This window comes from Parasphingomonas zepuensis, assembly GCF_036663735.1.
In the GTDB taxonomy this organism is placed as follows: Bacteria; Pseudomonadota; Alphaproteobacteria; order Sphingomonadales; family Sphingomonadaceae; genus Sphingomonas.
Genome location: NZ_JAXOJO010000002.1, coordinates 882159 through 905215, shown reverse-complemented (window position 1 = coordinate 905215; position 23057 = coordinate 882159). Strand labels below are relative to the sequence as shown.

At 63.9% G+C, this 23057-nt stretch carries 23 protein-coding genes and 1 tRNA gene; 8 read left to right on the top strand and 16 right to left on the bottom strand.

What is annotated here, in order from left to right; all coding sequences use genetic code 11:
* Positions 1 to 115 precede the first annotated feature (115 nt).
* The 6 genes from U1769_RS10605 to U1769_RS10580 form a co-directional block, all read right to left on the bottom strand.
* Positions 116 to 715, bottom strand: coding sequence for a GNAT family N-acetyltransferase (locus U1769_RS10605; protein ID WP_332715474.1), 600 nt, complete (start codon positions 713 to 715; stop codon positions 116 to 118).
* Positions 716 to 878: 163 nt separating this feature from the next.
* Positions 879 to 2147 carry an ATP-dependent Clp protease ATP-binding subunit ClpX gene (gene clpX, locus U1769_RS10600; protein WP_332715472.1) on the bottom strand — a complete coding sequence of 423 codons (1269 nt, stop codon included), beginning with the start codon at positions 2145 to 2147 and terminating at the stop codon, positions 879 to 881.
* 140 nt (positions 2148 to 2287) lie between these two features.
* Positions 2288 to 3013, bottom strand: coding sequence for an ATP-dependent Clp protease proteolytic subunit (locus U1769_RS10595; RefSeq protein ID WP_332715470.1), 726 nt, complete (start codon positions 3011 to 3013; stop codon positions 2288 to 2290).
* 62 nt (positions 3014 to 3075) lie between these two features.
* On the bottom strand, positions 3076 to 4023 hold the full coding sequence (locus U1769_RS10590) for a glycosyltransferase family 2 protein (protein ID WP_443030325.1): 948 nt from the start codon (positions 4021 to 4023) through the stop codon (positions 3076 to 3078).
* 207 nt (positions 4024 to 4230) lie between these two features.
* A complete protein-coding gene (tig, locus tag U1769_RS10585; RefSeq protein WP_332715466.1) occupies positions 4231 to 5889 on the bottom strand; it encodes a trigger factor in 1659 nt (552 codons plus the stop codon).
* A gap of 78 nt (positions 5890 to 5967) precedes the next feature.
* Positions 5968 to 6052, bottom strand: a tRNA-Leu gene (locus tag U1769_RS10580).
* Between the two features lie 95 nt (positions 6053 to 6147).
* Between U1769_RS10580 and U1769_RS10575 the strand changes: the two genes are divergently transcribed.
* Both U1769_RS10575 and U1769_RS10570 read left to right on the top strand, forming a co-directional pair.
* Positions 6148 to 6330, top strand: coding sequence for a hypothetical protein (locus U1769_RS10575; protein ID WP_332715463.1), 183 nt, complete (start codon positions 6148 to 6150; stop codon positions 6328 to 6330).
* A 12-nt stretch (positions 6331 to 6342) separates the two neighbouring features.
* Complete coding sequence (locus U1769_RS10570) at positions 6343 to 6558, top strand: hypothetical protein (protein WP_443030324.1); 216 nt, start codon at positions 6343 to 6345, stop codon at positions 6556 to 6558.
* Between the two features lie 35 nt (positions 6559 to 6593).
* Here U1769_RS10570 and U1769_RS10565 read toward each other — a convergent pair whose 3' ends face one another.
* The 9 genes from U1769_RS10565 to U1769_RS10525 all read right to left on the bottom strand — a co-directional run bounded on the left by U1769_RS10565 (position 6594) and on the right by U1769_RS10525 (position 14140).
* A complete protein-coding gene (locus tag U1769_RS10565; protein WP_332715460.1) occupies positions 6594 to 7394 on the bottom strand; it encodes a hypothetical protein in 801 nt (266 codons plus the stop codon).
* Positions 7391 to 7714 (bottom strand): hypothetical protein, encoded by a 324-nt coding sequence (locus U1769_RS10560; protein WP_332715457.1) that lies wholly within the window; start codon positions 7712 to 7714, stop codon positions 7391 to 7393. Before U1769_RS10560 ends, U1769_RS10565 begins: the two co-directional genes overlap by 4 nt.
* 169 nt (positions 7715 to 7883) lie before the next feature.
* Positions 7884 to 9359 carry an Asp-tRNA(Asn)/Glu-tRNA(Gln) amidotransferase subunit GatB gene (gatB, locus tag U1769_RS10555; protein WP_332715455.1) on the bottom strand — a complete coding sequence of 492 codons (1476 nt, stop codon included), beginning with the start codon at positions 9357 to 9359 and terminating at the stop codon, positions 7884 to 7886.
* Positions 9352 to 9765, bottom strand: coding sequence for a type II toxin-antitoxin system VapC family toxin (locus U1769_RS10550; protein ID WP_332715454.1), 414 nt, complete (start codon positions 9763 to 9765; stop codon positions 9352 to 9354). Before U1769_RS10550 ends, gatB begins: the two co-directional genes overlap by 8 nt.
* The gene (locus tag U1769_RS10545) at positions 9762 to 10058 is read right to left on the bottom strand and encodes an AbrB/MazE/SpoVT family DNA-binding domain-containing protein (protein ID WP_332715452.1); all 297 of its coding nucleotides are present in this window, start codon (positions 10056 to 10058) and stop codon (positions 9762 to 9764) included. Before U1769_RS10545 ends, U1769_RS10550 begins: the two co-directional genes overlap by 4 nt.
* A gap of 69 nt (positions 10059 to 10127) precedes the next feature.
* On the bottom strand, positions 10128 to 10475 hold the full coding sequence (locus U1769_RS10540) for a hypothetical protein (protein WP_332715450.1): 348 nt from the start codon (positions 10473 to 10475) through the stop codon (positions 10128 to 10130).
* Entirely contained in the window at positions 10472 to 11956 is a 1485-nt protein-coding gene (gatA, locus tag U1769_RS10535; RefSeq protein ID WP_332715448.1) for an Asp-tRNA(Asn)/Glu-tRNA(Gln) amidotransferase subunit GatA, read from the bottom strand. Before gatA ends, U1769_RS10540 begins: the two co-directional genes overlap by 4 nt.
* Before the next feature lie 58 nt (positions 11957 to 12014).
* Positions 12015 to 12302 (bottom strand): Asp-tRNA(Asn)/Glu-tRNA(Gln) amidotransferase subunit GatC, encoded by a 288-nt coding sequence (gene gatC / locus U1769_RS10530; protein WP_332715446.1) that lies wholly within the window; start codon positions 12300 to 12302, stop codon positions 12015 to 12017.
* Between the two features lie 41 nt (positions 12303 to 12343).
* Positions 12344 to 14140, bottom strand: a complete 1797-nt coding sequence (locus U1769_RS10525; protein ID WP_332715444.1) for a DUF4153 domain-containing protein — start codon at positions 14138 to 14140, stop codon at positions 12344 to 12346.
* Between the two features lie 127 nt (positions 14141 to 14267).
* On the opposite strand from U1769_RS10525, the gene U1769_RS10520 reads away from it, so the two are divergent.
* From U1769_RS10520 to U1769_RS10500, 5 genes are all read left to right on the top strand, one after another.
* Complete coding sequence (locus tag U1769_RS10520) at positions 14268 to 15374, top strand: DUF3089 domain-containing protein (protein WP_332715442.1); 1107 nt, start codon at positions 14268 to 14270, stop codon at positions 15372 to 15374.
* On the top strand, positions 15371 to 15835 hold the full coding sequence (gene ruvX / locus U1769_RS10515) for a Holliday junction resolvase RuvX (protein ID WP_332715440.1): 465 nt from the start codon (positions 15371 to 15373) through the stop codon (positions 15833 to 15835). The genes U1769_RS10520 and ruvX overlap by 4 nt, the downstream gene beginning before the upstream one ends.
* Positions 15836 to 16036: 201 nt before the next feature.
* Positions 16037 to 16402 (top strand): hypothetical protein, encoded by a 366-nt coding sequence (locus tag U1769_RS10510; RefSeq protein ID WP_332715438.1) that lies wholly within the window; start codon positions 16037 to 16039, stop codon positions 16400 to 16402.
* Positions 16399 to 18348, top strand: coding sequence for a M48 family metalloprotease (locus tag U1769_RS10505; protein WP_332715436.1), 1950 nt, complete (start codon positions 16399 to 16401; stop codon positions 18346 to 18348). Before U1769_RS10510 ends, U1769_RS10505 begins: the two co-directional genes overlap by 4 nt.
* Positions 18345 to 20048 (top strand): CHASE2 domain-containing protein, encoded by a 1704-nt coding sequence (locus U1769_RS10500; RefSeq protein ID WP_332715435.1) that lies wholly within the window; start codon positions 18345 to 18347, stop codon positions 20046 to 20048. Before U1769_RS10505 ends, U1769_RS10500 begins: the two co-directional genes overlap by 4 nt.
* A gap of 438 nt (positions 20049 to 20486) precedes the next feature.
* Here U1769_RS10500 and U1769_RS10490 read toward each other — a convergent pair whose 3' ends face one another.
* A complete protein-coding gene (locus tag U1769_RS10490) occupies positions 20487 to 20651 on the bottom strand; it encodes a hypothetical protein (protein ID WP_332715800.1) in 165 nt (54 codons plus the stop codon).
* Positions 20652 to 21233: 582 nt separating this feature from the next.
* On the opposite strand from U1769_RS10490, the gene U1769_RS10485 reads away from it, so the two are divergent.
* Positions 21234 to 23057 (top strand): asparagine synthase-related protein, encoded by a 1824-nt coding sequence (locus U1769_RS10485; RefSeq protein ID WP_332715434.1) that lies wholly within the window; start codon positions 21234 to 21236, stop codon positions 23055 to 23057.

The following is a 23057-nucleotide window of genomic DNA, read 5'->3' as shown; positions in this document are numbered from 1 at the left end:
CGCTCGCCTTCCTCTCCTCCAGTGCAGAAGCAGCCGGCGCGCACGCCGTTGCGGCGACCGACAAGACGGCAAAGGCAAGGACAGTCCAGGTTCTCATAGTGCCTTCTCCCAAGCGTCAGGCCGCCGGCCGCATCATCGAACAGAATCGCGGGCCGCCCTTGGGCACGGTCCACTCGCCGATCACCTCGAAGCCGAGGCCACGATAGAAGCCGATATATTTTTCGTTCGGCGTCTCGAGATAGGTCGGCAGGCCACTGAAGGCGACGCGTTCCAGCCCGGATCGAATCGTTGCGCCGCCAAGCCCCTTGCCCTGCGATACGGGATCGCAACCGGCGATGTGAAGGTACCAGTAATCGCCAGTCGGAAAATGGGCGTCGATCGCGTTGGACACGGCCAGCGCCCGGCCCAGCGCGGGGCCGAACAAGCTCAGCAACGGCAGGGCGTGGAGGAACAGATCGAGCCATGTGGTTCGATTACGGCCGGGACCACGCCATAAGGTCACCGCCTCGCCGCTCTCCGTCATCAGCCGCATGCCGTGCGCGTCTTCGTCGAACAGCAGGGCGAACATGCGTGGGAGGCGCTTTGCGCGTTCGACTGGGTCGGGGAAGATGAAGCTGGTGGCGGGATCGTCCGCGAAGGCACGGGCGAGCATGGCCGCGATCGCGGTGCGGTCGGTGTTGGCAGCGACGCGGATAGAAGGAACGCGCTCAGTCATGCCGTTGGGCTACGGTCAAACCCTTCTCCCCCTGTGGGAGAAGGTGGCGCGGAGCGCCGGTGAGGGGGAGTGAGGTTAGGAACCGCAACGAGTGTCCCCCTCACCCTTCCGTCGCTTCGCTCCTCCCTCCCTCTCCCACAGGGGGAGAGGGAAAGAAGAGAAATCAAGCCGCGCCGGCGCCTGCCTTGTCTTTCTTGGCGTAGACGCGGATCGGTTCCTTGCGGCCCTCGATCACGTCCTTGTCGATCATCACCTCGTCGACCGAGTCCATGCCCGGCAGATCGAACATGGTATCGAGCAGGATGCCTTCCAGGATCGAGCGCAGGCCGCGCGCGCCGGTCTTGCGGTCGATCGCCTTGCGGGCGACCTGGACCAGCGCGTCGTCAGTGAAGCCGAGCTTCACTTCCTCCATCTCGAACAGCTTCTGATACTGTTTGACCAGGGCGTTCTTCGGCTCGGTCAGGATCGTCACCAGCGCCGGCACGTCGAGATCCTCGAGCGTGGCGATCACGGGCAGACGGCCGACGAATTCGGGGATCAGGCCGAACTTGAGCAGATCCTCGGGCTCGACTGCCTTCAGCGTCTCGCCGGTGCGGCGTTCCTCGGGGGAAGCGACATAAGCGCCGAACCCGATCGACTTGCCCTGGAGGCGATCGCCGATGATCTTTTCAAGGCCCGAGAAGGCGCCGCCGCAGATGAACAGGATGTTCGTCGTATCGACCTGCAGGAATTCCTGCTGCGGATGCTTCCGGCCGCCCTGCGGCGGGACGGAGGCAGTGGTGCCCTCCATCAGCTTGAGCAGCGCCTGCTGCACGCCCTCACCCGACACGTCGCGCGTGATAGACGGATTTTCGGCCTTGCGGCTGATCTTGTCGATCTCGTCGATGTACACGATGCCGCGCTGCGCCCGCTCGACATTATAGTCCGAGGCCTGGAGCAGCTTCAGGATTATGTTCTCGACATCCTCGCCGACGTAACCCGCTTCGGTCAGCGTCGTGGCATCGGCCATGGTGAAGGGCACGTCGAGGATGCGGGCCAAGGTCTGGGCGAGCAGCGTCTTGCCGCAGCCGGTCGGCCCGACGAGCAGGATGTTCGACTTTGCGAGCTCGACATCCGCGCCCTTCTGGCCGTGGTTGAGGCGCTTGTAGTGATTGTGCACCGCGACCGAGAGGACCCGCTTGGCGCGCTTCTGCCCGATGACATAATCATCGAGCACGTCGCAGATCTCCTGCGGCGTGGGCACGCCCCCGTCCTTCTTCGAGACGAGCGCCGACTTGGTCTCCTCACGGATGATATCGTTGCAGAGCTCGACGCATTCATCGCAGATGAACACGGTCGGCCCAGCGATGAGCTTGCGCACCTCGTGCTGCGACTTGCCGCAGAACGAGCAATAGAGCGTGCTTTTCGAGTCGCCGCCGCTGAGCTTCGTCATTCAATCCATCCTTCGCGCGGTACATTGCGCGTTCGTGCGGGTGACCATGTTAGACCGGCCACCTTCACATCCACAATCACCAAATCGACCATATGCCGCCGTCAGCATAGCGCCAAAAGGCCAAAGAAGCCAAAATCGGCTTACGAAGCCGGCAGAATCGGCGTCGGTGCCGAATCGTCGGCGATCGCCGGGCGCTTGTCGAATACTTCGTCGATGAGCCCGAATTCCTTCGCTTCATCGGCCGACAGGAACTTGTCGCGGTCCATCGCGACTTCGATTTCGCCGATCGGCTTGCCGGTATAATGAGCGTAGAGCTCGTTCATCCGATGCCGGATGCGCAGGATCTCGCGCGCCTGGATCTCGATATCGCTGGCCATGCCCTGCGCGCCGCCCGACGGCTGGTGGATCATGATCCGCGCATTGGTGAGCGCGACGCGCATGCCGGGCTCGCCGGCGGCAAGCAGGAAGCTGCCCATCGACGCGGCCTGGCCCATGCAGACCGTGCCGACGCGCGGACGGATATATTGCATGGTATCATGGATCGCCATGCCCGCCGTGACGACGCCGCCCGGCGAGTTGATGTACATGAAGATGTCCTTCTTGGGGTTTTCCGACTCCAGGAAGAGCAGCTGAGCGCTGATGACGGAGGCCATATGGTCCTCGACGCCGCCGGTCACGAAGATGATCCGCTCGCGCAGCAGCCGCGAATAGATGTCGAAGCTGCGCTCGCCGCGGTTGGACTGCTCGATCACGATCGGAACGAGGCCGGCCTGCGGATACGCCGTATTGGCCTGCGGCGCCTGGGCGGTGAAGCCATTGGAAGTGAGCGGACGCATGAAGTCGCCGGTCTCGAACGGGTTATGCATGATGTACCTTTAGATCCTTATGCCCCAGTAGATGCCATACATCGGCGCTGGCTGAAACGAGTTCAAGCCCTGCCCCGATCCTCACCCTCTTCGGTGCCCGGCGCGCGGTGCGCCAGATAGGCGAGACGCCGCACCTCGCGCCGCCCGCGTACCACCGTATCGAGGATGAGTCCCGCGAACAGATTGAGCGAGGCGAGGATCATCAGGCCAGTCACCAGGATCGCAGTTGGGAAGCGCGGCACCAGATGAGTCTGCATATAGGTGACGATCAACGGCACGGCGAGGATCACCGCGATTCCGGCGAGCACCGCACCGATGCTGCCGAAGAACAGCACCGGCCGCTCGATCCGGTAGAGCTGAACGATCGTCCACAGGATGCGGAAGCCGTCGCCATAAGTGCTGAGTTTCGATTCGGACCCTTCGGGCCGCGCGAAATAGGGGGTGTCGACCTCCGCCACCGGCATCTTGAGTTCGAGTGCGTGGACGCTGATCTCGGTCTCGATCTCGAAGCCCGCTGAAAGGACCGGGAAGCTTTTCACGAAGCGGCGCGAAAAGACGCGGTAGCCCGAGAGGATATCGGTGAAGCTACGCCCGAACAGCCGCGCGAGCATGCCAGTGAGCACCGCATTGCCCATCCGGTGGCCGCGGCGATAGGCGGCGTCGGCCTGGGTCACCCGGGCGCCGACCACCATGTCGAGCTGATCCTGAAGCAGGCATGCGACCAGCGCCGGCGCGGAGGCGGCATCATAGGTCGCGTCGCCATCCGCCATCACATAGATATCGGCATCCACGTCAGCGAACATGCGGCGGACGACATTGCCCTTGCCCTGCATGCGCTCGGTCCGGACGATCGCGCCAGCGGCGCGCGCGACCTCGATCGTGCGGTCGCTGCTGTTGTTGTCATAGACGTAGATGGTCGCATCGGGCAGCGCGGCGCGAAAGCCCGCCACCGTCTGTGCGATGGCGGCTTCTTCGTTATAGCAGGGCAGCAGGACCGCGATTCTCGTCAAAGCCGTTACCGCCCCCACTTTCCTCTCCCTTTAGGGGAGAGAATATGAAGACTTGGCAGCTTGCTGCCTAGTCGTAGTTGGGTGAGCGGCGCTTTGCACCGCGTGCTGCAAGCAGCACTACCCCTCACCCAGCTCCGACCAGGGTCGCGTGAAGTACGCGACCCAAGTCTGCGCAACCCTCTCCCCCTGGGGGAGAGGGGTTTATGATCAGGCGTCGCTCTTCTTGGCCGGAGCCTTCTTGGCTGCCGGCTTCCTGGCAGGCGCAGCGTCCTCGGCCGGAGCTGCTTCCTCGGCCGGAGCCGCTTCAGCCGCCGGCTTGGCTGCCTTCTTGGCCGCCGGCTTCTTCACCGGCTCCTCGGCAGGCGCTTCGACATCGGCGACTTCGGCAGCCGGCTCGGCCTTCTTGGCAGCGGCCTTCTTGGCCGGCTTTGCTTCTTCGGCTGCGTCCTCGGCAGGGGCTGCCTTCTTGGCAGCGGCCTTCTTCGCCTTGGGCTTGTGGTTGTCGTGATCGTGCGAGTGCGTGCCGGTATCGAAGCCGTCCTCGGATTCGATTGCGGCTTCCAGCGCTTCGCGCGTCACTTCGCGGTCGGTGATCTCGGCCTTGTCGAACAGCCAGTCGACCACCTTGTCCTCATAGAGCGGCGCGCGCAGCTGAGCTGCCGCCATCGGCTCGGAGCGGACATATTCGATGAACCGGGTGCGGTCCTCCGGGCTGTATTGCGACGCTGCCTGCGCGATCAGGCGGTTCATTTCCTGCTGGCTGACTTCGACGCCGTTCGCCTGGCCGATTTCCGACAGGAGCAGACCGAGGCGCACGCGACGCTCCGCGATCGCCTGATAATCGGCACGCTCGGATTCCATTTCGGCGATCGCCGCCTCGGGATCGGCCTCATGCGTGGCTTCATGCTCAAGCTGCTGCCAGATCTGAGCGAACTCGGCCTCGACCATCGTCGGCGGAACCGGGAAATCATGGCCCTCGGCGAGCTGATCGAGCAGCTTGCGCTTCATGTGGGTGCGGGTGAGGCCGTTGAGCTCCTGCTCGATCTGGCCCTTGAGCAGCTCCTTGAGCTGATCGAGGCTTTCGAGGCCGAGCGACGTCGCCAGCGCGTCGTCGATCGCGGTCTCGCCGGCGGTCTTCACCGCGGTGATCTTGAGATCGAAGGTCGCGGCCTTGTCCGCCAGATCCTTTGCCTGATAATCCGCCGGGAACGTGACGTTGATCTGGCGCTCCTCGCCGGTCTTCACACCGACGACCTGATCCTCGAAGCCCGGGATCAGCCGGCCCGAGCCGAGCTCGACCGACATGTCGGTGCCGGTGCCGCCCTCGAACGCAACGCCGTCGACCTTGCCGGTGAAGTCCATGACGACGAGGTCGCCGGTCTTCGCCTTGTAGGTCGGCTTGGCATCTTCCCAGCGCTTCTGCTGGTCAGCGAACTTCTGCAGCTGCTCCGCAACGGCCGCGTCATCGGCGGCAACGGTCAGGCGCTCGAGCTTCAGCGAGTCGATCGCAGGCGTGGGCACATCGGGGAGCACTTCGAGCTCGACCTTGACCTCGGCATCCTTGCCCAGCTCATAGCCCTCGTCGAGGCTGACCGATGGCTGGATCGCCGGGCGCAGCTTCTTCTCGGCGAGCAGGGTCTGCACGCCTTCCTGGATCGAGGTGTTGAGCGCGTCCTGCATCAGCGCAGGGCCGTGCATCTTGCGGACCAGATTGGCGGGCACCTTGCCGGGGCGGAAGCCGGGCATGCGCACCTGCGGCGCGACGCGCTTCAGTTCGGCATCGACCTTGGAATCGATGTCCTTCGCCGTGATCTTCAGCGTGTAGGCGCGCTTCAGGCCCTCGTTCAACGTCTCGACAGTCTGCATTTCAACACTTGCCTTTTTTAGCTCTGGGCCTTTTCAGGGAATCATGTTCGCGGCCCCCCTCGCCTTGCGCGACGAGACTGGTGCGGGCGAAGGGACTCGAACCCCCACATCTTGCGATACCTGGACCTAAACCAGGCGCGTCTACCAGTTCCGCCACGCCCGCAGGGGACACCGTCGGTCGGCGGCGTCTATAGCAAGTCGCACGCGCGTAGCAACCCGGTGCGGTACAAGTGCGTTGGGCCATCGAGGAGAAACACCATGGCCACGACACCGCCCACCGAATTGCCACCCGAGCCAAGCCAGCCGGCGCAGCCCGCCGCGCCACCGCCCGAAGTCGCCCCGACTCAGCCGGATATCGACTTCCCCTCGCCTCAACCGGCCAACGACCCCGCGCCTGCGTCCGTGCCCGGACAGCCGGTCGGCGGCACGAATTTTCGCTGAAGGAGATCGATGATGAGCGACCAGAACCGGGATCCGCACCCCGACAGCCCGCCGGACGTCGATGACGACGACCGCAGCGATATCGAACAGGTCGTCGAGGCGAGGAAGGACGCGGTCGAGCGCGGCGAAGGCGGGCGCGAGCCGGATGCCTTTACCTCGGCCGGGCTGCCGGATGGAGTCGGCGGTACCGGGGGCGTAGTGAAGAACCAGGACGACGACGCTCAATAGGCGTCGACGTCCCGGCAAACGGAAAGGCGCCGCCGTTATTTCTGCGGCGGCGTTTCGTCCTTTACGTCAGGCCAGCGGTTGGCGCCTGTTCCCATCGGCACGCGCGGATCCGTCACTGCAGCGGCCGCCTCAGCAGTTTCGTGGCCCATGGCTGGAAGCCCCGCCATCCGGCTCACCATCCAGCCGCCGGCATTGTCGAATCGGGTATAGGTCAGTTCAGCCCGCTTGCGCGGCAACGATGCCAGTAGCGCAGGCACGGCGTCGCCTTCTACCGCCGGGCGGACAACCATCAGATCCGGCATGGTGTAGGCCTTGTCGGCAAGATCGTCAGCGACGGTCTGACCAGCGAATTCAGCCACGCCAGTATTCTCGTTCGGCAGGTTGGTGATCACCGTGCCGAGATCGGTAATCTCGCCGGGCAGCACCGTGAACCGGTAGCTTCCCATGCAAAAGCAGGTGGATTCGGTTCCGGCAATCACCCATTCGCCGGGGGTCAACGACGTCAGGAACACGCCCGTCGAAACGGATGACGACGTGGCGTTTCCAAATGGCCTCGAACCGCCCGCAATCGCGGTGACATCCTCACCTTTGGCAACCGGGTTCGCGCTGGCCTTCTGGGCCGTGCGCAGGCGACTTGTTGCCGGATCGATCCGGTAGAGAATCACGTTGGGCGCATAGCCCTTGTCGGACAATGTGGGTCCCACCCGGAGCAGGACATAACCCAGCTTGGCGTCGACGACGATCGGCGCCTTGTTCTTGATCTGCTTGGAGGCGTAGGCGCCGCAAGGCGCCATCACGCCAGCGACGGCGGCCATGGCGAGGATGAAGCGGCTCATGCTGGAAGCTTTCTGCTCGTGGGAACCGGGCCTGTCATGAAGGCCACCATGCGATCGACGGCACCGTCGCCGCGGACGATCGTGTTCCAATCCGCTTCCGGCACATAATAGCGGGTGTAGCCATGCAAGGCCATGCAGTTGCGCATCGACGAATCGCGACGGCGACGCTGTTCGACGCTCATCGCGATCGCATCCATGATACCGCCCAGCAAGCCGCCGCCCATCGCGGCTGCGTAGCGCGTGCCCCTCGGCGCCGGCCCGGCGCGTCCCGACAAGGCCATGCAATAGGTCAGATCGGCCCGCGCGACGTCTGCCGGCACGCCTTCCCCATAGAACATGAAGAACTTGCTGGTGTCGTCCCCCTGCTCCTTGTCTGCTGCATATGCAGGACCCGCGAGCAGAATTGCAGCCGCAAACGCGACCGATCTCAACCGTAACATTTCAGCCATCCCCCGATAAGTCTTTCAGTATCTTATCGAGGGGTCGAGATCAGGCAAGCGCCTTTTTCAGCAAGTCGTTGACCACGCCCGGATTCGCCTTGCCGCCCATCGCCTTCATCGTCTGGCCGACGAAGAAGCCGAAGAGCTTGTCCTTGCCCGAACGGTAATCGGCGACCTTGTCTTCGTTGGCGGCCATCACCTCTGCGATGACCTTCTCGATCGCGCCGGTGTCGCTGGTCTGCTTGAGCCCGCGCTCCTCGACGATCGTCCCAGCGCCCTGCCCGGTCTCGAGCATGATCTCGAACACCTGCTTGGCGAGCGTGCCCGACAGCGTGCCGTCAGCAACGAGCCCGAGCAGCTCGCCGGCCTGGGCCGGGCTGACCGGCGAATGTTCGATGTCCTTGCCGAGCCGGTTGAGCGCGCCGAACAGCTCCGACGTCACCCAGTTCGCGGCGGCGACTGGCTTGGCGCCCGTATCGAGCAGCGAATCGAACCAGCGCGCGGCCTCGACCTCAGCGGTCAGCACAGCGGCGTTGTACGGCGTGATGCCGAGCGCCTCGTAGCGGCGGCGCTTGGCGTCTGGCAGTTCGGGCAGGCTGGCGCGGCATTCAGCGAGGAAGGCATCGTCGAGCTCGAGCGGGAGCAGATCGGGATCGGGGAAGTAGCGATAGTCATGCGCATCCTCCTTGGAGCGCATCGACCGAGTCTCGTTCCGGTCCGGATCGTAGAGGCGCGTTTCCTGGACGATCCGTCCGCCATCCTCGAGCACTTCGACCTGGCGGCGCGCCTCCTGCTCGACCACGGCCATCACGAAGCGGACCGAGTTGACGTTCTTGGTCTCGGTCCGGGTGCCGAGCGGATCGCCTGCCTTGCGCACGCTGACATTGACGTCGGCGCGCATCGAGCCCTCTTCCATATTGCCGTCGCACGAGCCGACATAGCGCAGGATCGACCTGAGCTTGCGCAGATAAGCCCCTGCTTCTGCTGGCGATGTCATGTCGGGCCGGGACACGATCTCCATCAGCGCGACGCCTGAGCGGTTCAGGTCAACATAGGAGCGCGTCGGATGCTGATCGTGCATCAGCTTGCCGGCATCCTGCTCGACATGAATCCGCTCGACCCCGATGCGCTTGGTCGCATCGTCGGGATTCTTGTCGTCCAGGCTGATGTCGATCGCGCCCTCGCCGACCAGCGGATGGTAGAGCTGGCTGATCTGATAGCCCTGGGGCAGATCGGCGTAGAAATAATTCTTCCGGTCGAACCGCGACCATTTGTTGATCTGCGCCTCGATCGCCATGCCGGTGCGCACGGCCTGGCGGATGCACTCGCGGTTCGGCACGGGCAGCATGCCCGGCATCGCCGCGTCGACGAGCGACACCTGCGTGTTCGGCTCGGCGCCGAAAGTGGTCGCGGCGCCCGAGAAGAGCTTGGCGTTGGATGTCACCTGCGCATGGACTTCGAGGCCGACCACGACCTCCCAATCGCCGGTGGCGCCACGGATGCGGTAGGTTTCTGCTTCAGCCATTGTCATTCTCGGGTGTGATGAGGGTGAGTTCGGGGAAATAGGATGAGAAACGTTGTCTGTCGCGTGTCAGAAGCCTGGCGCCAAGTACAGAAGCGTGCGCGCCTATCAGAAAATCGGCAACCATCGAGGTCCTCTCTCCACCGGCACGGCGATAATCGCGATGCGCCCTACCGGCCCTGAATGCCGCGATGGCGGGAATCTCCGCAATCCTTATCCCGGTCAGGTCGAAATAGAACAGCTCCTCCTCCACGCTTTCGAAGCGCGGAGCGCATTCCGCCAGGACGATGGCATTTGCAAGCAACGGGCCGTCGGCAATCGCCTTGCCCGCGGCTTCGCGCGACCATGGCGACCAGCGGGCGGTCTTCTCGACCAGATCGATGACGATATTGCTGTCGATGAAGATCACGTGCTCGACCGAGGCTCCGGCACCGGCTCGCGCATTTCCGCCATATAGGCGTCGGTATCTTCGCCCGTCCGCAGATGCTTGAATTTCTCGGCCACGCGATCGAGCTTCGCCAAGGCGGCGCGATAGCGGATATCGAACGCGTCGGCATCCTGGCGAGGCTTGCGGATTACCGCTTCCCCTTCCGCATTCCAGTCGAATTCGACTGGCTCGCCCGGCTTTAGCCCAAGCGCGTCGCGCACGTCCTTCGGGATCGTGACCTGGCCCTTTACGGTGAGGTTGCTCTGCTTGCTCATGCGTAAAGTATTACCGATTTTCGGTAATACCGTCTAGCTCGCGCATCGCTCGACGGCCTCTTTGCGCGCTCATTTCCAATCACATTCCAGCCCACTGGTCTCTGCCATGCCGCTGAACACGATTTTGTGTCCTTCAAATACTGAAAGAACCACGATCTCGCTCCACTCGGTATGGCGCGGCGTCATCCTCACCTGCATGCCCGCGTATTTATGTCGCGCCGACAGAACGTCCCCGCGCCATCCGAGAATGCCGCCGCCGACATCTATGCCGGCCTCCGTGATCCGGAGTTCAAACCGCGGGCTAAGCGCGCCGTCTATCGCCTCTGCAAAGCCCCAGCCGTCGACTGGAGTTACCCAGATCCCCGTATGCGGGGCCTTATCCGCCGCCCGGCCAATAGAGCCGGGCTTTAACCTCACCACCACGCCTCCGGCCGCGCGACGAAGCCGGCGCGTTCTTCCAGCGCCAGCCCGGCGTTCAGCACGCCCTGCTCGTCGAGCGGTTTGCCGATGATCTGCAGGCCGAGCGGCAAGCCCGCCTTGTCGAGGCCGCCGGGCACCGACATCGCCGGCAGGCCGGCGAGCGAGCTCGGCACGGTGAAGACGTCATTGAGGTACATGGCGAGCGGATCGGCGCTCTTCTCGCCCAGCGCGAACGCAGCGGACGGCGCGGTCGGCGTCAGCAGCAGGTCGCAGCTTTCCCAGGCGCGCTCGAAATCGCGCGCGATGAGCGTGCGGACCTTCTGTGCCTGAGTGTAGTATGCGTCGTAGAAGCCGGCCGAGAGCACATAGGTGCCGATCATGATGCGGCGCTTCACTTCGTCGCCGAAACCGGCGGCGCGGGTCGCCGCATACATGTCCTGCAGGTTGGCGCCTTCGGGCAGGTCGCGCAGGCCGTACCGCACGCCATCATAGCGCGCGAGGTTCGACGAGGCTTCCGCGGGCGCGATGATGTAATAGGCCGGCAGCGCATAGGTCGTGTGCGGCAGCGAGACTTCGACGATCTCGGCGCCGGCATCCCGTGCCCAGTCGATGCCCTGCTGCCACAGCGCCTCGATCTCGGCCGGCATGTCGTCGACGCGATATTCCTTGGGGATGCCGATGCGCTTGCCGGCGAGGCTCGACGACAGGCCGGCCTCCCATTTCGGCACGGCGAGATCGAGCGAAGTCGAATCCTTCGCATCGAACCCGGCCATCGCCTCGAGCATGATCGCGCAATCGCGCACGTCGCGCGCCATCGGCCCGGCCTGATCGAGCGACGACGCGAACGCTACGACTCCCCAGCGCGAGCAACGGCCATAGGTCGGCTTGATGCCCGAAATGCCAGTGAACGCAGCGGGCTGGCGGATCGAGCCGCCGGTATCGGTGCCGGTCGCCGCCGGGCACAGCCGCGCCGCTATCGCCGCGGAGCTGCCGCCCGAGGAGCCGCCTGGTGCAAGCGGCGCGTTGCCGCCGTCGCTGCGCCGCCACGGCGAGATGACGTTGCCGAAATAGCTCGTCTCATTGGACGAACCCATGGCGAACTGGTCCATGTTGAGCTTGCCCAGCATGCCCGCGCCCGCATCCCACAGCTTGCCGGAGACGGTCGATTCATAGGGCGGCGTGAAGCCCTCCAGGATGTGGCTCGCCGCGGTGGAGGCCACGCCCTTGGTGCAGAACAGGTCCTTCATGCCGATCGGCACGCCGGCCAGCGGCTTCAGCGTCTCGCCGGCCGCGCGCGCCGTATCGGCCGCGGTCGCGGCGGCAATGGCGTGATCGGGGGTTTCGACCAGGAACGCGTTGAGCGCCTTGGCCTTGCTCACCTTGACGATGAACGAATCCGCGACTTCCCGCGCCGAAAAGGCGCCGGTGCGTACGCCGTCGCGGATCGCCGCGACGCCGAGATCGGTCAGGTCCGTCATGCCTTTGGCTCCTGGATCCCGGCCTGCGCCGGGATGATCGAATGCTGATCCGAGATCATCATTCGATAACCTTCGGGACGGTGAAGAAGCCATGCTCGGCCTGGGGCGCGTTCGACAGCACCGCATCGCGCACATCGCCGTCCGTGACGACGTCGTCGCGCAGGCGCAGATGGTTGGGGATGACGGCGGTCATCGGTTCGACCGACGACGTGTCGACCTCGCCGAGCTGCTCGATCCAGCCCATGATGTTGTCGAGCTCCGGCGCGATGCGCGCGGCCTCTTCCTCGGTGATCGCGATGCGGGCAAGGCTCGCGATCTTCTTTACGGTTGCGATATCGACTGACATGCCGCGCGGCTAGCAGTCACGCCGCCGCCCATCAAGCGTCGCTATTCAAACGGCTGCCCTACAGGCAAGCCGTTCACGAAAATCTGGCGGCGCCGCACCGGTCGAATGTCGATCCTACCCGCCCTGTACCCAGACAGCGCCGCCACACGCTCGCTCTCGGTCGCGATAGCAGCGCTGGACTCGGCTGGAACCCATCTACTCGCGCTTAACACGAAATGCTGCGCGTTCAGGCAAGCGCTCGGCAGGGAAGCTTTAAAGGCGTGGCCATACGCATCCCGCGCTTCCGCTGCCTTGCCCAGACAATTATCCTCCATCAGAAAACCCTCGCGTCCATCCCCACTCATCACCAGCGTGCACGGATTGTCCGGGCTGCATGGGCGGGAACGACGCGACTCCAAAAGAGCGTTACGCAACTCGACAGGAAAGACCGCCCCTTGTGGGAGGACGCGTATATTTGCGGCGAAATCCTTACGCGCGGCCATCTCGGCCCGAGCCTCGCGTAGCTTGTCGCGATATGTAAAGTCGGGAATCGCTCGCGCAATGCGCTGGATTTCGCTGTTCTTCGATCCCTTCAGCCGCTTCAACTCTCCCCTGCCTGCCATACCATAGTCGTTTTCCAAGGCGCGCCAGTCGAACTTGTCCGGCGCGATCTTCCCGGATTCGAGCCGCGCGACCTGGTCCGCCGTCGAGATCGCGTTGAAGCTGAGGATCGGCGTGGCGAGGAACAGCGCGACACCGGCAATGATGAACGCCATGCGCAGATTCGCCGGCCGGACTCGCGCCGCCCAGGCGTTCCGGCCGAGTGCGAGGGACGCCAGATACGCAACGCCATACGCGGTAGCGAGGATCACGAAGATCAGTGCCCACAAGCGATCGGGGGTGAAGCCATATTGGTCGATCCTGAGTCCCGTCGCGATCGCGGCGATCACGCACAAGGGCAGGATCGCCAGCCCCAGCGCCATCGCACCCCAGCGTAGTACCGGATTGGTCGCTTCCTCCTTCTCGCCGTTCCCAATCACAGCATTGGCGAGGATCAGCGCGCCGATCGCGCAGCTCAGCAGGATCGGCGTCGTCGCCTTGGTCGCCTGCCACAGCGCACCGAGCCCGGTGAACGGCAGCGCGACGAGAAACAACACCAACCCGACACCCAGCACTGGCGCGAGCACGGCAAGCACCGCCGTCACCACGCGCTGAAGCAGGCGCACGATGCGGTCCCGCTCGCGAAACAGGCCCAGCGCGCCGCCGAATGCAGCGCCCGCCAACCCGGCTGCAAACCAGTCCCGCTCCAGCATCTCACGCACAAAATGCAGGCCGATCAGGTCGAACAAAGCCGCCAGCAGCCACGCCAGCGCGAAGACGATGCCGACGAACCCCGAGCAGGCGAACCAGAGCAACACGTTGGTCCAGGCGTGGTCGTGCACGTCGCGATAAGGAAAGCGCCACCTCCCTTCGTCACGCGCCGTCTGAAACAATGGTACCGCGATCGCGATCGACAGGAACAGGCTCGCATAGCGCCAGTCGCCGAGATCGGCCCAGCCGGCATTACCGCCGTTCCAGTAATAGATCAGGCCCGCCACCGCGCCGACCAGCAGCGCAAAGCCGGCCGCCCAGGCCAGGCGCACGCGTTCCGCGCCGAAACCGAAGGTCATCGCCCCGGTGCCGATCGCGATGGAGACGGCAATTCGCCACACCTCCAGCGGCGGGCCGGAATAGCGATAGGGGCGATCGATCAGCTGCTGAACGAGGATTGCCGCCACCGCACCGATCGCCGCCAGAATTACCGGTCGCAGGCGCCATGCTCCGGCTGGTTCACTGCTCTCCACATCCCGGTCCAACATCGCGCGATCCCCTCGGCGGACACTGAGCGCAGGACTGAAGCCGATTGCAAGCGCCGCCTTCCTGCTGCACGGAATCCCCATAACCGCGGCCATCCCGTGCCGCGCTGCCGTTCGGAGACACCAGGCCTTGGCCCGCAAGTTCCTCTATGCCTTTGCCGTCCTGATCGTGCTGACGATCGCCGCCGGCTTTGCCTATGCGCTGTTCGGCGTGCAGCTGCTGCGCTGGTCGAAGGTCCCCAGCGCTACGTTCGAAGCCCAGCCCCCTGTGGCGCCGAACGCCTATGCGAAACCGGCAATGTGGATCGCGCGACCGGACCGACCCGGCAATCCGGCATTGTGGACGCCTGCCGGTTACACGCCCGCCGCCGCGCCAGGCGCCGCCGTCTTCTTCATCCACCCTACCTCCTATATGAGCAGCGCGCACTGGAACGGCCCGATCGACGATCCGGAGGCCAATGCCTATGCCGAGCTGTTCCTGCGTGGCCAGGCGACTGCTTTCAACGAGGCCGGCGCGATCTGGGCGCCGCGCTATCGCCAGGCGACATTCGGCGCCTTCCTGACCAACAAGGCCGAAGCGACCAAGGCGCTCGATCTCGCTTATGGCGACGTCGCAACCGCGTTCGACCAGTTCCTGAAGGAAGCCGGCGACCGCCCGATCATCCTGGCCGGGCACAGCCAGGGTGCACTGCATCTCACCCGGCTGCTGCGCGACCGCATCGCCGGCACGCCGCTCGCGAAGCGGATCGTCGCGGCCTATGTCGTCGGCTGGCCGGTATCGAAGACCGCCGATCTGCCGCGCCTCGGCCTGCCCGAATGCACCATGGCGGATCAGGCGGGCTGCATCCTGTCATGGCAGAGCTTCGCCGAGCCCGCCGATCCAGCGCTGCTGCTCGACGCCTATGATGCCACGTCGGGCTTTACCGGTGCGGCGCGCAAGGACACGCCGATGGTTTGCACCAACCCGCTCACGGGCACGCCCAACGCCTCGGCGCCTCCCACGGCCAATCTGGGCACGCTGCTGCCGGCCAAGGACCTGAACAGCGCGACGATCCAGGCCGGCCAGATCGGCGCGCGCTGCGCGGGGCGGGGCCTGCTGATGATCGGCACGCCGCCCGATCTTGGCGGCTATGTGCTGCCCGGCAACAATTATCATGTCTATGATTACAGCATGTTCTGGGCGAACATCCGGGCCGATGCGGCGCGGCGGCTGGCGGCGTTCAAGGCCGCGCGATGATCACCACCGATCGCGTCGTCTTCCGCGATGCCCTGCCCCATGGCGGGCGGCTGATCGGGCTCGACGTCGGCACCAAGACGATCGGCACGGCTTTGTGCGATGCGGGCTGGAGCTTTGCCAGCCCGGCCTCGCTGATCCGCCGCACCAAGTTCCAGAAGGACAAGACCGCCCTCGCCGCACTGATCGCGGAGCAGCAAGTGGCCGGCATCGTCATCGGCCTGCCGCTCAACCTCACCGACGGCAGCGAGAGCCCGCGCAGCCAGTCGAGCCGCGCCTTTGCCCGCAATATGGAGGATCTCGGCCTGCCGATCTTCCTGCAGGACGAGCGCTGGTCGACCCAGGCAGTGACGCGCACCTTGATCGAACAGGATGTCAGCCGCGCGAAGCGGGCCGAGCGAGTCGACAAGATGGCCGCCGCTTATATCCTGCAAGGCGCGATCGACGCACTGGTCAGCGGGTAGACCAAGTAGCGGAATGGCACCGTCGCAGCCTGCGACCGCAAAAACGCTCCAGTCCGGATCAAGTGAATCCGAAGTTAACGATAATTCGCTTGATCTTTGTTTCTGCCCCAATACCTTTGACACCATGACGTCGCAAGAATCGGCGTGTCGGGGCTAGGAACTGCGGGGGCGGTCGTGAGAATCCGAACAATAATCATGCGAGTGCTCATGGTTGCCGGACTCATGGCGGTCGCCCCGTGCGCCGGGGCGCAGCAGGCGTCGATTACGGTGGCGAACGTCAAGGGTTGGCGCTCGGATCCTCAAAAGATCAAGATTTACAGCAGGGACGGATCGCCTGGCCTCGTCACTGATCTGCGCGGGCAGTTGCGGCCCGGGTTGCTCGAATGGAACCCGGATTATGACCTCGTCAAGCTGACCGATGCTGCCGGAGAGGTGCGCTGGATCATGGCGAAGGACCTCGACCTGGAATTCTGCGCCAAACCCATAACGCGCAGTATATCGTCCGGGGGCGGATCGGCCCAGAATCAGGCACTCACCGTAGGTTCGGGCGAAGGCTGCCCGCAGTGAACTTCAGCCGCGGGCGGATGCACTTGCGGACTTGCCACCTGATCCTGCTCTGCATGGCGACATTTTCGCTCGCTGCAACGGCATCCGCGCAGGGAAAGAAGCAAAAGCCGCGACGGGGCGCACCCGTGGCCGCGAAGGAAACGGCACCTGCCCTGCCACCCGACATGGTCGCGCCCGATGTGCCGTTGGACAAGGAACTGACCAAGGAGCTCGGCCGGGGCACCATCCTCGACCAGCTCGAGAGCAAGGGGAAGTGGTCGAAGGGCTTTTATACGCCGCCGGAAAAATTGCTGCAGCCCTATCTCGCCGGCACCCTCGGCGCGCCCGTCGCCTTCGAAATCGTGAGCGGCACGCAATTCGTCAGCGCGCCCGCTGCCGAGGCCTATGCCCAGGGGATCGTGGACAAGCTGCTGGCACAACTCAAAGGGCCAAAGATCGCCGTGAGGGTCCGGGTGGTGGCCGAACCCTTCTACGGCGCCCGTGCGACGGAATCGGGAATGATCCTGGTACGCCTCGGCACGTTCAACGCCGATAACACAAAGGGCGCAGCGACCACTGACGAGCTTGCACTTCTGCTGGGGCATGAGCTCGCCCACATTCTGCTCGGCCATATCGAGGGCAAGAAGTCGATCCGCACGATCAGCAGGATGCTCAATTATTCAGCGAGCGCTCTCATCGCCTATTCGGCAGTCAAGGACAGCCACTTCGTCAACGGCAGGCTGCAAGGCGAAGGCGACAAACGCATGATGGTGCAGGGTCTCGTCGGCGGCCTGGCCGCTTCCACCCTCGTGCAGGACCTGCTTGCCCCGAGTTTCGGCCGTGGACGCGAACTGGAAGCGGATCGCGTCGGCGTCGATCTCGCTCGCCGCGCAGGGTATGTCGTGAATGAGGGCGAAGTCCTGCGTTTCATCTCGAAACATGGGGAAGATTCGCTTCGACGCAGCCGTCGCGTGGAAGCGTTGCGGTTCGTGGTCAACGCGATGATGGATCAGGTTGCGGCGAAGACCGCCAAGGAAGTCGGCGGCAGCGGCGGCGGGCTGGTGAAGGACCTCATATCCTTTTCCAGCAAGGCGATGTCGGAACAGATCGTCGAAATCATCATCCGCCAAACCAAGGAACATCCGGATCCGGAGGAGCGCAAGGCCTTTGTCGCCCGGTATGTCCGGCAGAATTATCCGAACGCGGAGCAAGGTCCGGACGGCAAGCTGTTGCGCCGGGATTCGACCGGCATGAACGCGGTGTGTCGCGAAACCGCCCTGGCCGGGTTGCTGACCCAGGTACGGCGCGCCATCGAGGTGCGCGACATCCTGACGCAGACCAGGCCGGCGGCCCAGGATGCCGACCAGGTCGCGCAGATCGGCGCCGCGCTGAAGCAAGCGGGGGTCGCGACCCCCAGACAGGCTGCACAGCCGGTAAAAGAGAAAAAAGGTACGAAAGGCCCCGCCCCTTCCAGACCCTCAACGAGTTCGGGCTTCGGTGCCGACGGCGCCGCGGTCACCTGGGAAATGCAGGGGATGCTCCATGCGGTCGATGGCGACACTGGCGGCGCGCAGGGTGCATGGCGGCGCGGCCTGCGGTCCGATTTCGCCTCGGTCGACATGGCGAGGAGTCTTGGCGGCACGATTTCCGGCGCGCCAAGTCAGGCCGAGCTGGATGCCCTGATCGCCCGACACACCAAGCTGATCGGGACGAGCGCCCCCGTCCTCGACCTGGTCGTGGCCGCTGCCGTGACGCGAGACGACATGGCCGCGGCAGAGGTGGCGGCGGCCAGATGCTCCACCTATGCAAACGGGGAGCTTTACCCACGATGCGCGGCGACGCTTGGCTATGATCCAATGGCCAAAGGCCAGTCCGCAAAGACCGCCGAGGGCAAGAAGGCGTTCGCGACCAAGGGGATAGAGAGGAGTTTCCGTACGATAACGTCGCTCACCGGAATCTTCGATTGAGCGCCGCGTCATGGATGCGCTCCTTTGCGCGCCGCCGTACTGCCGGGTTTCGTCGGTTCCTCGCCGTCCTCGTCATCGTCCTGGCCGTGGAAATCGTCGTGCAGATCGCCAATCCGTTCGGGATTGAAGACGCGATCAAAGCGCGCGCTACGCAGACGCTGCAGCTCGTGACCGCGCCTTTCTATGGCGGCGGCAAGGAAACCCCGGGTCAAAAGGTCGTGACGGTGGTTCTGATCGATCCGGAATATTTCCGGGCGGTACGTCCGCAGGGCGCCAAGCCGATCTGGCCGATGCCGGTGGATATGTTGACCATGGGGGTGATCCGACGGATCGTCGACTCAGGCCCGAAGGCCGTGTTCGTCGATATCGGATTTCCTGATGCCCCGCGCGAGATCGTCGATGGCGGGAGCAATTCGCGGGCCGAAGCACTCGATATGCTTGGTACTCGTCTGAGCCAGCTCAACCCCGAGGTGCCCGTCTTCCTCGGCGACAGCATCTCTTCCAGTGTGGAACTTGCGGAGGCCAATCAGTCATGCGGGGTCGACTTCGTACCGACCGGCAGCATTCGCGCTCATAACCTTATCGCAGCCCCCTTGCTGGACAAGCTGTTCCCCGGACCGAAGCCCGGCGCCAACCTTGAAGTGGTCGATGCTTCCTGGCGCGGCAACCCCGGCGACTATCAGCTCGCCCCCGCCACGACCGGGGAGGGAAACTGCCGGGGGCTACAGCAGGAACACAAGGGCTATATCGCCTCTCCCGCACTGGCGTTGTTCGCCGCCTATGCGAAGCATTGTCCGAACGGCGCCCGGGAGATTTGCAGCCAGCCTCATTTCATGCGTCTCGCACAATCGATCGAGGTCGCGACGACACCGCCGTCGCGAGACGGGCTCCGCACCTATGAGCTTCATGGCAAGGCCGCCGGAGAAATGTCGCCGCGCTGGGGCATCGGCCTGAGCCGGAACATGAATAAATTCTTCCGAAATGCGTATGGCACCGACGCCTGCTACGACCAGTTCTACGGCAATAGATTCGATCCCCTGAAAAACTACCTGTTGCATCTTCTCGGCCCAATCGAGCGGCGGCTGGGAAAGAGCACCCACCGCCGATGCGTGTACATCGACACGATTTCCGCCGCGGCCCTGCTCGACCCCCGCCGGTTCGGTGGCCCAGAACCGACCGCGGATGGGCAACAACACCAAAGCATTCAGGACGCTTTCCTGAAGGACAGAATCGTTCTGCTCGGGGTGAACCTGCCTCAGGCAGGCGATAGTTTCGCATCACCGATCAACGGCGCCATTCCCGGTGTGTACATGCATGCCGTGGCGCTCGAAAACCTGATCACCTTCGGCGATCGCTTTCACACGGCGGAGGCGAGCTTCGTCGGCTGGCTCGCGATGATCGTGCTGGTCGTGATCCTGTTTCACGCAATGACGTGGTTGTGGGAGGTGCTGTGCATCCGCTTGTCGGCAGTTGCGCCAGGCTGGGGCATGCACCTGCTTGCCCCCCTTTCCTATGTCGCGATCATGTTCTGCCTGGGATCGCTGATCATCCTGGCGTTGTCGTGGACTGATCTGCCGCTCACTGAAATGGCCGGTCCGATCATCACGCTCCATGTCATTTTCTTCAGCGGTTTGGTCGCGAACTGGAGGGACGCACTTCTCGCGAAATTCGCCAAAACCTCGGACGAACCGGTCAAGTAAGCCGTTGTGCCCCCATTCCGGGTCCAGTCCCTACTTCCCGAGCGTTGGCGATGCGGGCTGGAGCTTCGCCAGCCAGGCAGTGCTGATCCGCCGGACCAAGTTCCAGAAGGACAAGACCGCCCTCGCCACGCTGATCGCGGAACAGCAGGTGGCCCGGATCGTAGTGAGAGCCGGCGCAGCCAGTCGAGCCGGGCCCTTCCCCACAATGAGGAGGATCTCGACCTGCCGATCTTCTCGCGGGCCCGATCGACGCACTGGTCCGCGGGCAGGAGGACTTCGACCGGGTCTATATTTTTTCGCGCCGTGGCGCGGCCAGCGCTCTTCTGGCCGGCAACGCCCTGGCGTCGCCGACATCCCGCCGTCAGTAGAGTGCGTGCGGCCGATCTGCCTGACGCAGCACGCAATTGCCTTCTCGAAATAGAAGAGCTTTACGCGCGTTCACTCGCCGTCAAAGATGGCCGGCTGCCCTGGTCCATCAAACATCGAGCCAAGTTTACCTAAGCCTAAAGTAATATCCTCGATGGGCACCGATATAACTGATGGGCTGCGCCAATCGAGATTCTTATCGAGCGTATTTTCTTCATCCGAACGAATGATCGCCATCAAATTCTCCAGATTGGATTATTAACTATCCGTTTTTTTAGGCGTGCCATACCAACAATCCGCCCTAAAACCGGCGCCCTAAACCACAATTTCTACGAGGTTTCAACAGGGTGAACTAGCACCGACCCATATTGGGGAGCGACACTACCTCCAACAGCGTTCCGAACAGCGAGCACCCGAAATGCCGGGCTGGCACGAACGCGGAAATCCGGGAATATGGGGTGCACGGCCACGAGCGAATCACTGGGACAGGTCACTCACCGTCGAAAGCTACTGGCTGCCCGATCCCGTCAAAGAGGGAACCGAGCTTATCCAAGGTGATGTCCTCGACCGCCAACAACATCATCGATGGGCTATGCCATTCGAACTTCATTTCGAGTGCTCAGTCCCCGTCGTAGCGAACGCTTTCTATAAAGCGCCCCTATTGATCAATCTCGTGGGGCGGTGTGCCAGCCAGCAACTTACCGACCGGCAGGCCTTGCCCATAATTGTTGCGCCGCACCAAGTCTAATGACGCGGAGATGCCCCATTTTGGGGACGCCAATTGTCGCCAGCATCAGCCGGAGCGGCTAGGCGCCAGCAATGTCAGGATTCCTCGGTTTTTTTCTACGCAACCCGGTAGCTTTCGAAGCCCGTGCTCAGCTTGAATCGATCGGCCGGGCTCGCTGTGGCAATCCGGCATATTGCGGCGCCGCAGCAGTGTTGTGGGGCCGTCATTTTCCCGATGGGGGAGCGCCGTCGCCATCAGCCATCATTGGTGACGGATCGGTGCACAATCGCCGCGAACTGGCCACGGAACTCGGACTGGGATCGAACGGTCCGGCCGACCACATCCTGCTGCGGGAAGCGTTCGCCCGTTGGGGCACTGCCGCATGCGGGCGAATACATGGCGACTGGCATGTCGCGGCTTGGAATCCCCACGCCCGCAGCTTGCTCCTGGCACGCGATCCGTTCGGCAACACCGCGCTCTATTACCACGTCGCGCCCCATATTTTCGCCTTCTCCTCATCGCGCGAAGACCTGCTAGCGTTCAATCTCGCCCCGGCGGTGATGGACGAACTCTATCTGGCGCAGACGGTCGTCTCCTGGTTCGCTTATCATGGCGATCGCACCGCCCATGCCTCGATGTCGCGGCTTCCGCCGGCTCACTATCTTCAGGTCACGCCCGACCGGTTCGACAAGCATTGTTACTGGCGACTGGAAGACGCCCCCGCGATCCGGTTCCGGCGACGCGCCGACTATGTCGACAGGTTCAACGAGCTGTTCGACCAGGCAGTGAGGCAGCGCCTGCCACCGACCGGTGGTGTCGCCGCCACGTTGAGCGGCGGCTTGGACTCGGGATCGGTCGCCACGACCGCCGCCCCGATGCTGGCGGAAAGCGGCAGGCGCCTTTCCGCCTATGTCTCAACCCCGGTCTATGATCCGCGGCCCTATGTCGGGCGCGGCATGGGCGATGAGTTCCCATTGGCATCCGCTACCGCGAAAGCGGCGGGAACGATCGATCTGACGGCGATCAGCGCCGCGACTATCTCGCCGATCGGCGCGATCCGCGAGATGCTCGCCATCACGCACGAGCCGGAGCATGCCGCCCCGGGCTTCTTCTGGCTGCTCGACCTGTTCAGGACCGCGGCGCGCGACGGCAATCGCGTGCTGCTGCTCGGCCAAATGGGTAATGGCGGCATTTCCTGGGACGGCGACCCTACGTCGCTGCCGCTCCGGCATCAGTTTGCGCAAGACGGCGCGATGGGAATGGCGAAGCTGCGGCTGCGCCGCATGCTGCCCTGGCCGGCCGAGCGCCTCTATCGACGCGTTCGCGCGGCGAACAGCTTTCCGACTTCAGCGATCCGGACCGACTTCGCCAACCGGATCAGGCTTACAGAGCGTCGGTGTGACGATCCTATGGAGGGCCCCTATCGACCCTGCCGGGAGCAACGCCTGCGCTTCATCCGGCCGGGCGCATCGAAGCTCGGAGGCCTATATGCAGAGGTTGGTGCAGCTACGGGCATTTCCATCACCGATCCAACTGCCGACCCTCGATTGCTCGAGTTCTGCCTGTCGATTCCCGACTCCGTCTATGTCGACCCGGACACCGGCGTGGGGCGCGCATTGGTACGAGAGGCAATGAAAGGGAAACTCCCTGACGCGGTGCGCCTCAATCGTTCGACCGGCCGGCAGTCCGGCGACCTGGTTCCGCGGTTGCGGCAGTTCTCCGGCGACGTCGAGGAGGCGCTGGCCGAAGTCGCGGCAGGCCCTGGGGCGGCCTTTGTCGATGTGGAGAAAATGCGGCGCGTATGGACGCAGGTGCAGACCGAAGACAGCCGTCAGGCGCTTAGTCTCTCGGCATCGCTGCTGACCCGCGGCTTGATGGCAGGGCTTTTCGTCAACGGCTTCGGCACGCGGTACTGA

What these genes read in the sequence shown, in the direction of transcription:
- gatB (WP_332715455.1), bottom strand. Translation starts at nt 9,359, where the DNA reads ATGGCTGAAGCAGAAACCTACCGCATCCGTGGCGCCACCGGCGATTGG.
- U1769_RS10595 (WP_332715470.1), bottom strand. Translation starts at nt 3,013, where the DNA reads ATGCATAACCCGTTCGAGACCGGCGACTTCATGCGTCCGCTCACTTCC.
- gatA (WP_332715448.1), bottom strand. Translation starts at nt 11,956, where the DNA reads ATGACGGACCTGACCGATCTCGGCGTCGCGGCGATCCGCGACGGCGTA.
- U1769_RS10575 (WP_332715463.1), top strand. Translation starts at nt 6,148, where the DNA reads ATGGCCACGACACCGCCCACCGAATTGCCACCCGAGCCAAGCCAGCCG.
- U1769_RS10545 (WP_332715452.1), bottom strand. Translation starts at nt 10,058, where the DNA reads ATGAGCAAGCAGAGCAACCTCACCGTAAAGGGCCAGGTCACGATCCCG.
- U1769_RS10485 (WP_332715434.1), top strand. Translation starts at nt 21,234, where the DNA reads ATGTCAGGATTCCTCGGTTTTTTTCTACGCAACCCGGTAGCTTTCGAA.
- clpX (WP_332715472.1), bottom strand. Translation starts at nt 2,147, where the DNA reads ATGACGAAGCTCAGCGGCGGCGACTCGAAAAGCACGCTCTATTGCTCG.
- gatC (WP_332715446.1), bottom strand. Translation starts at nt 12,302, where the DNA reads ATGTCAGTCGATATCGCAACCGTAAAGAAGATCGCGAGCCTTGCCCGC.
- U1769_RS10570 (WP_443030324.1), top strand. Translation starts at nt 6,343, where the DNA reads ATGAGCGACCAGAACCGGGATCCGCACCCCGACAGCCCGCCGGACGTC.
- U1769_RS10605 (WP_332715474.1), bottom strand. Translation starts at nt 715, where the DNA reads ATGACTGAGCGCGTTCCTTCTATCCGCGTCGCTGCCAACACCGACCGC.
- U1769_RS10565 (WP_332715460.1), bottom strand. Translation starts at nt 7,394, where the DNA reads ATGAGCCGCTTCATCCTCGCCATGGCCGCCGTCGCTGGCGTGATGGCG.
- U1769_RS10490 (WP_332715800.1), bottom strand. Translation starts at nt 20,651, where the DNA reads ATGGCGATCATTCGTTCGGATGAAGAAAATACGCTCGATAAGAATCTC.
- ruvX (WP_332715440.1), top strand. Translation starts at nt 15,371, where the DNA reads ATGATCACCACCGATCGCGTCGTCTTCCGCGATGCCCTGCCCCATGGC.
- U1769_RS10525 (WP_332715444.1), bottom strand. Translation starts at nt 14,140, where the DNA reads ATGTTGGACCGGGATGTGGAGAGCAGTGAACCAGCCGGAGCATGGCGC.
- tig (WP_332715466.1), bottom strand. Translation starts at nt 5,889, where the DNA reads ATGCAGACTGTCGAGACGTTGAACGAGGGCCTGAAGCGCGCCTACACG.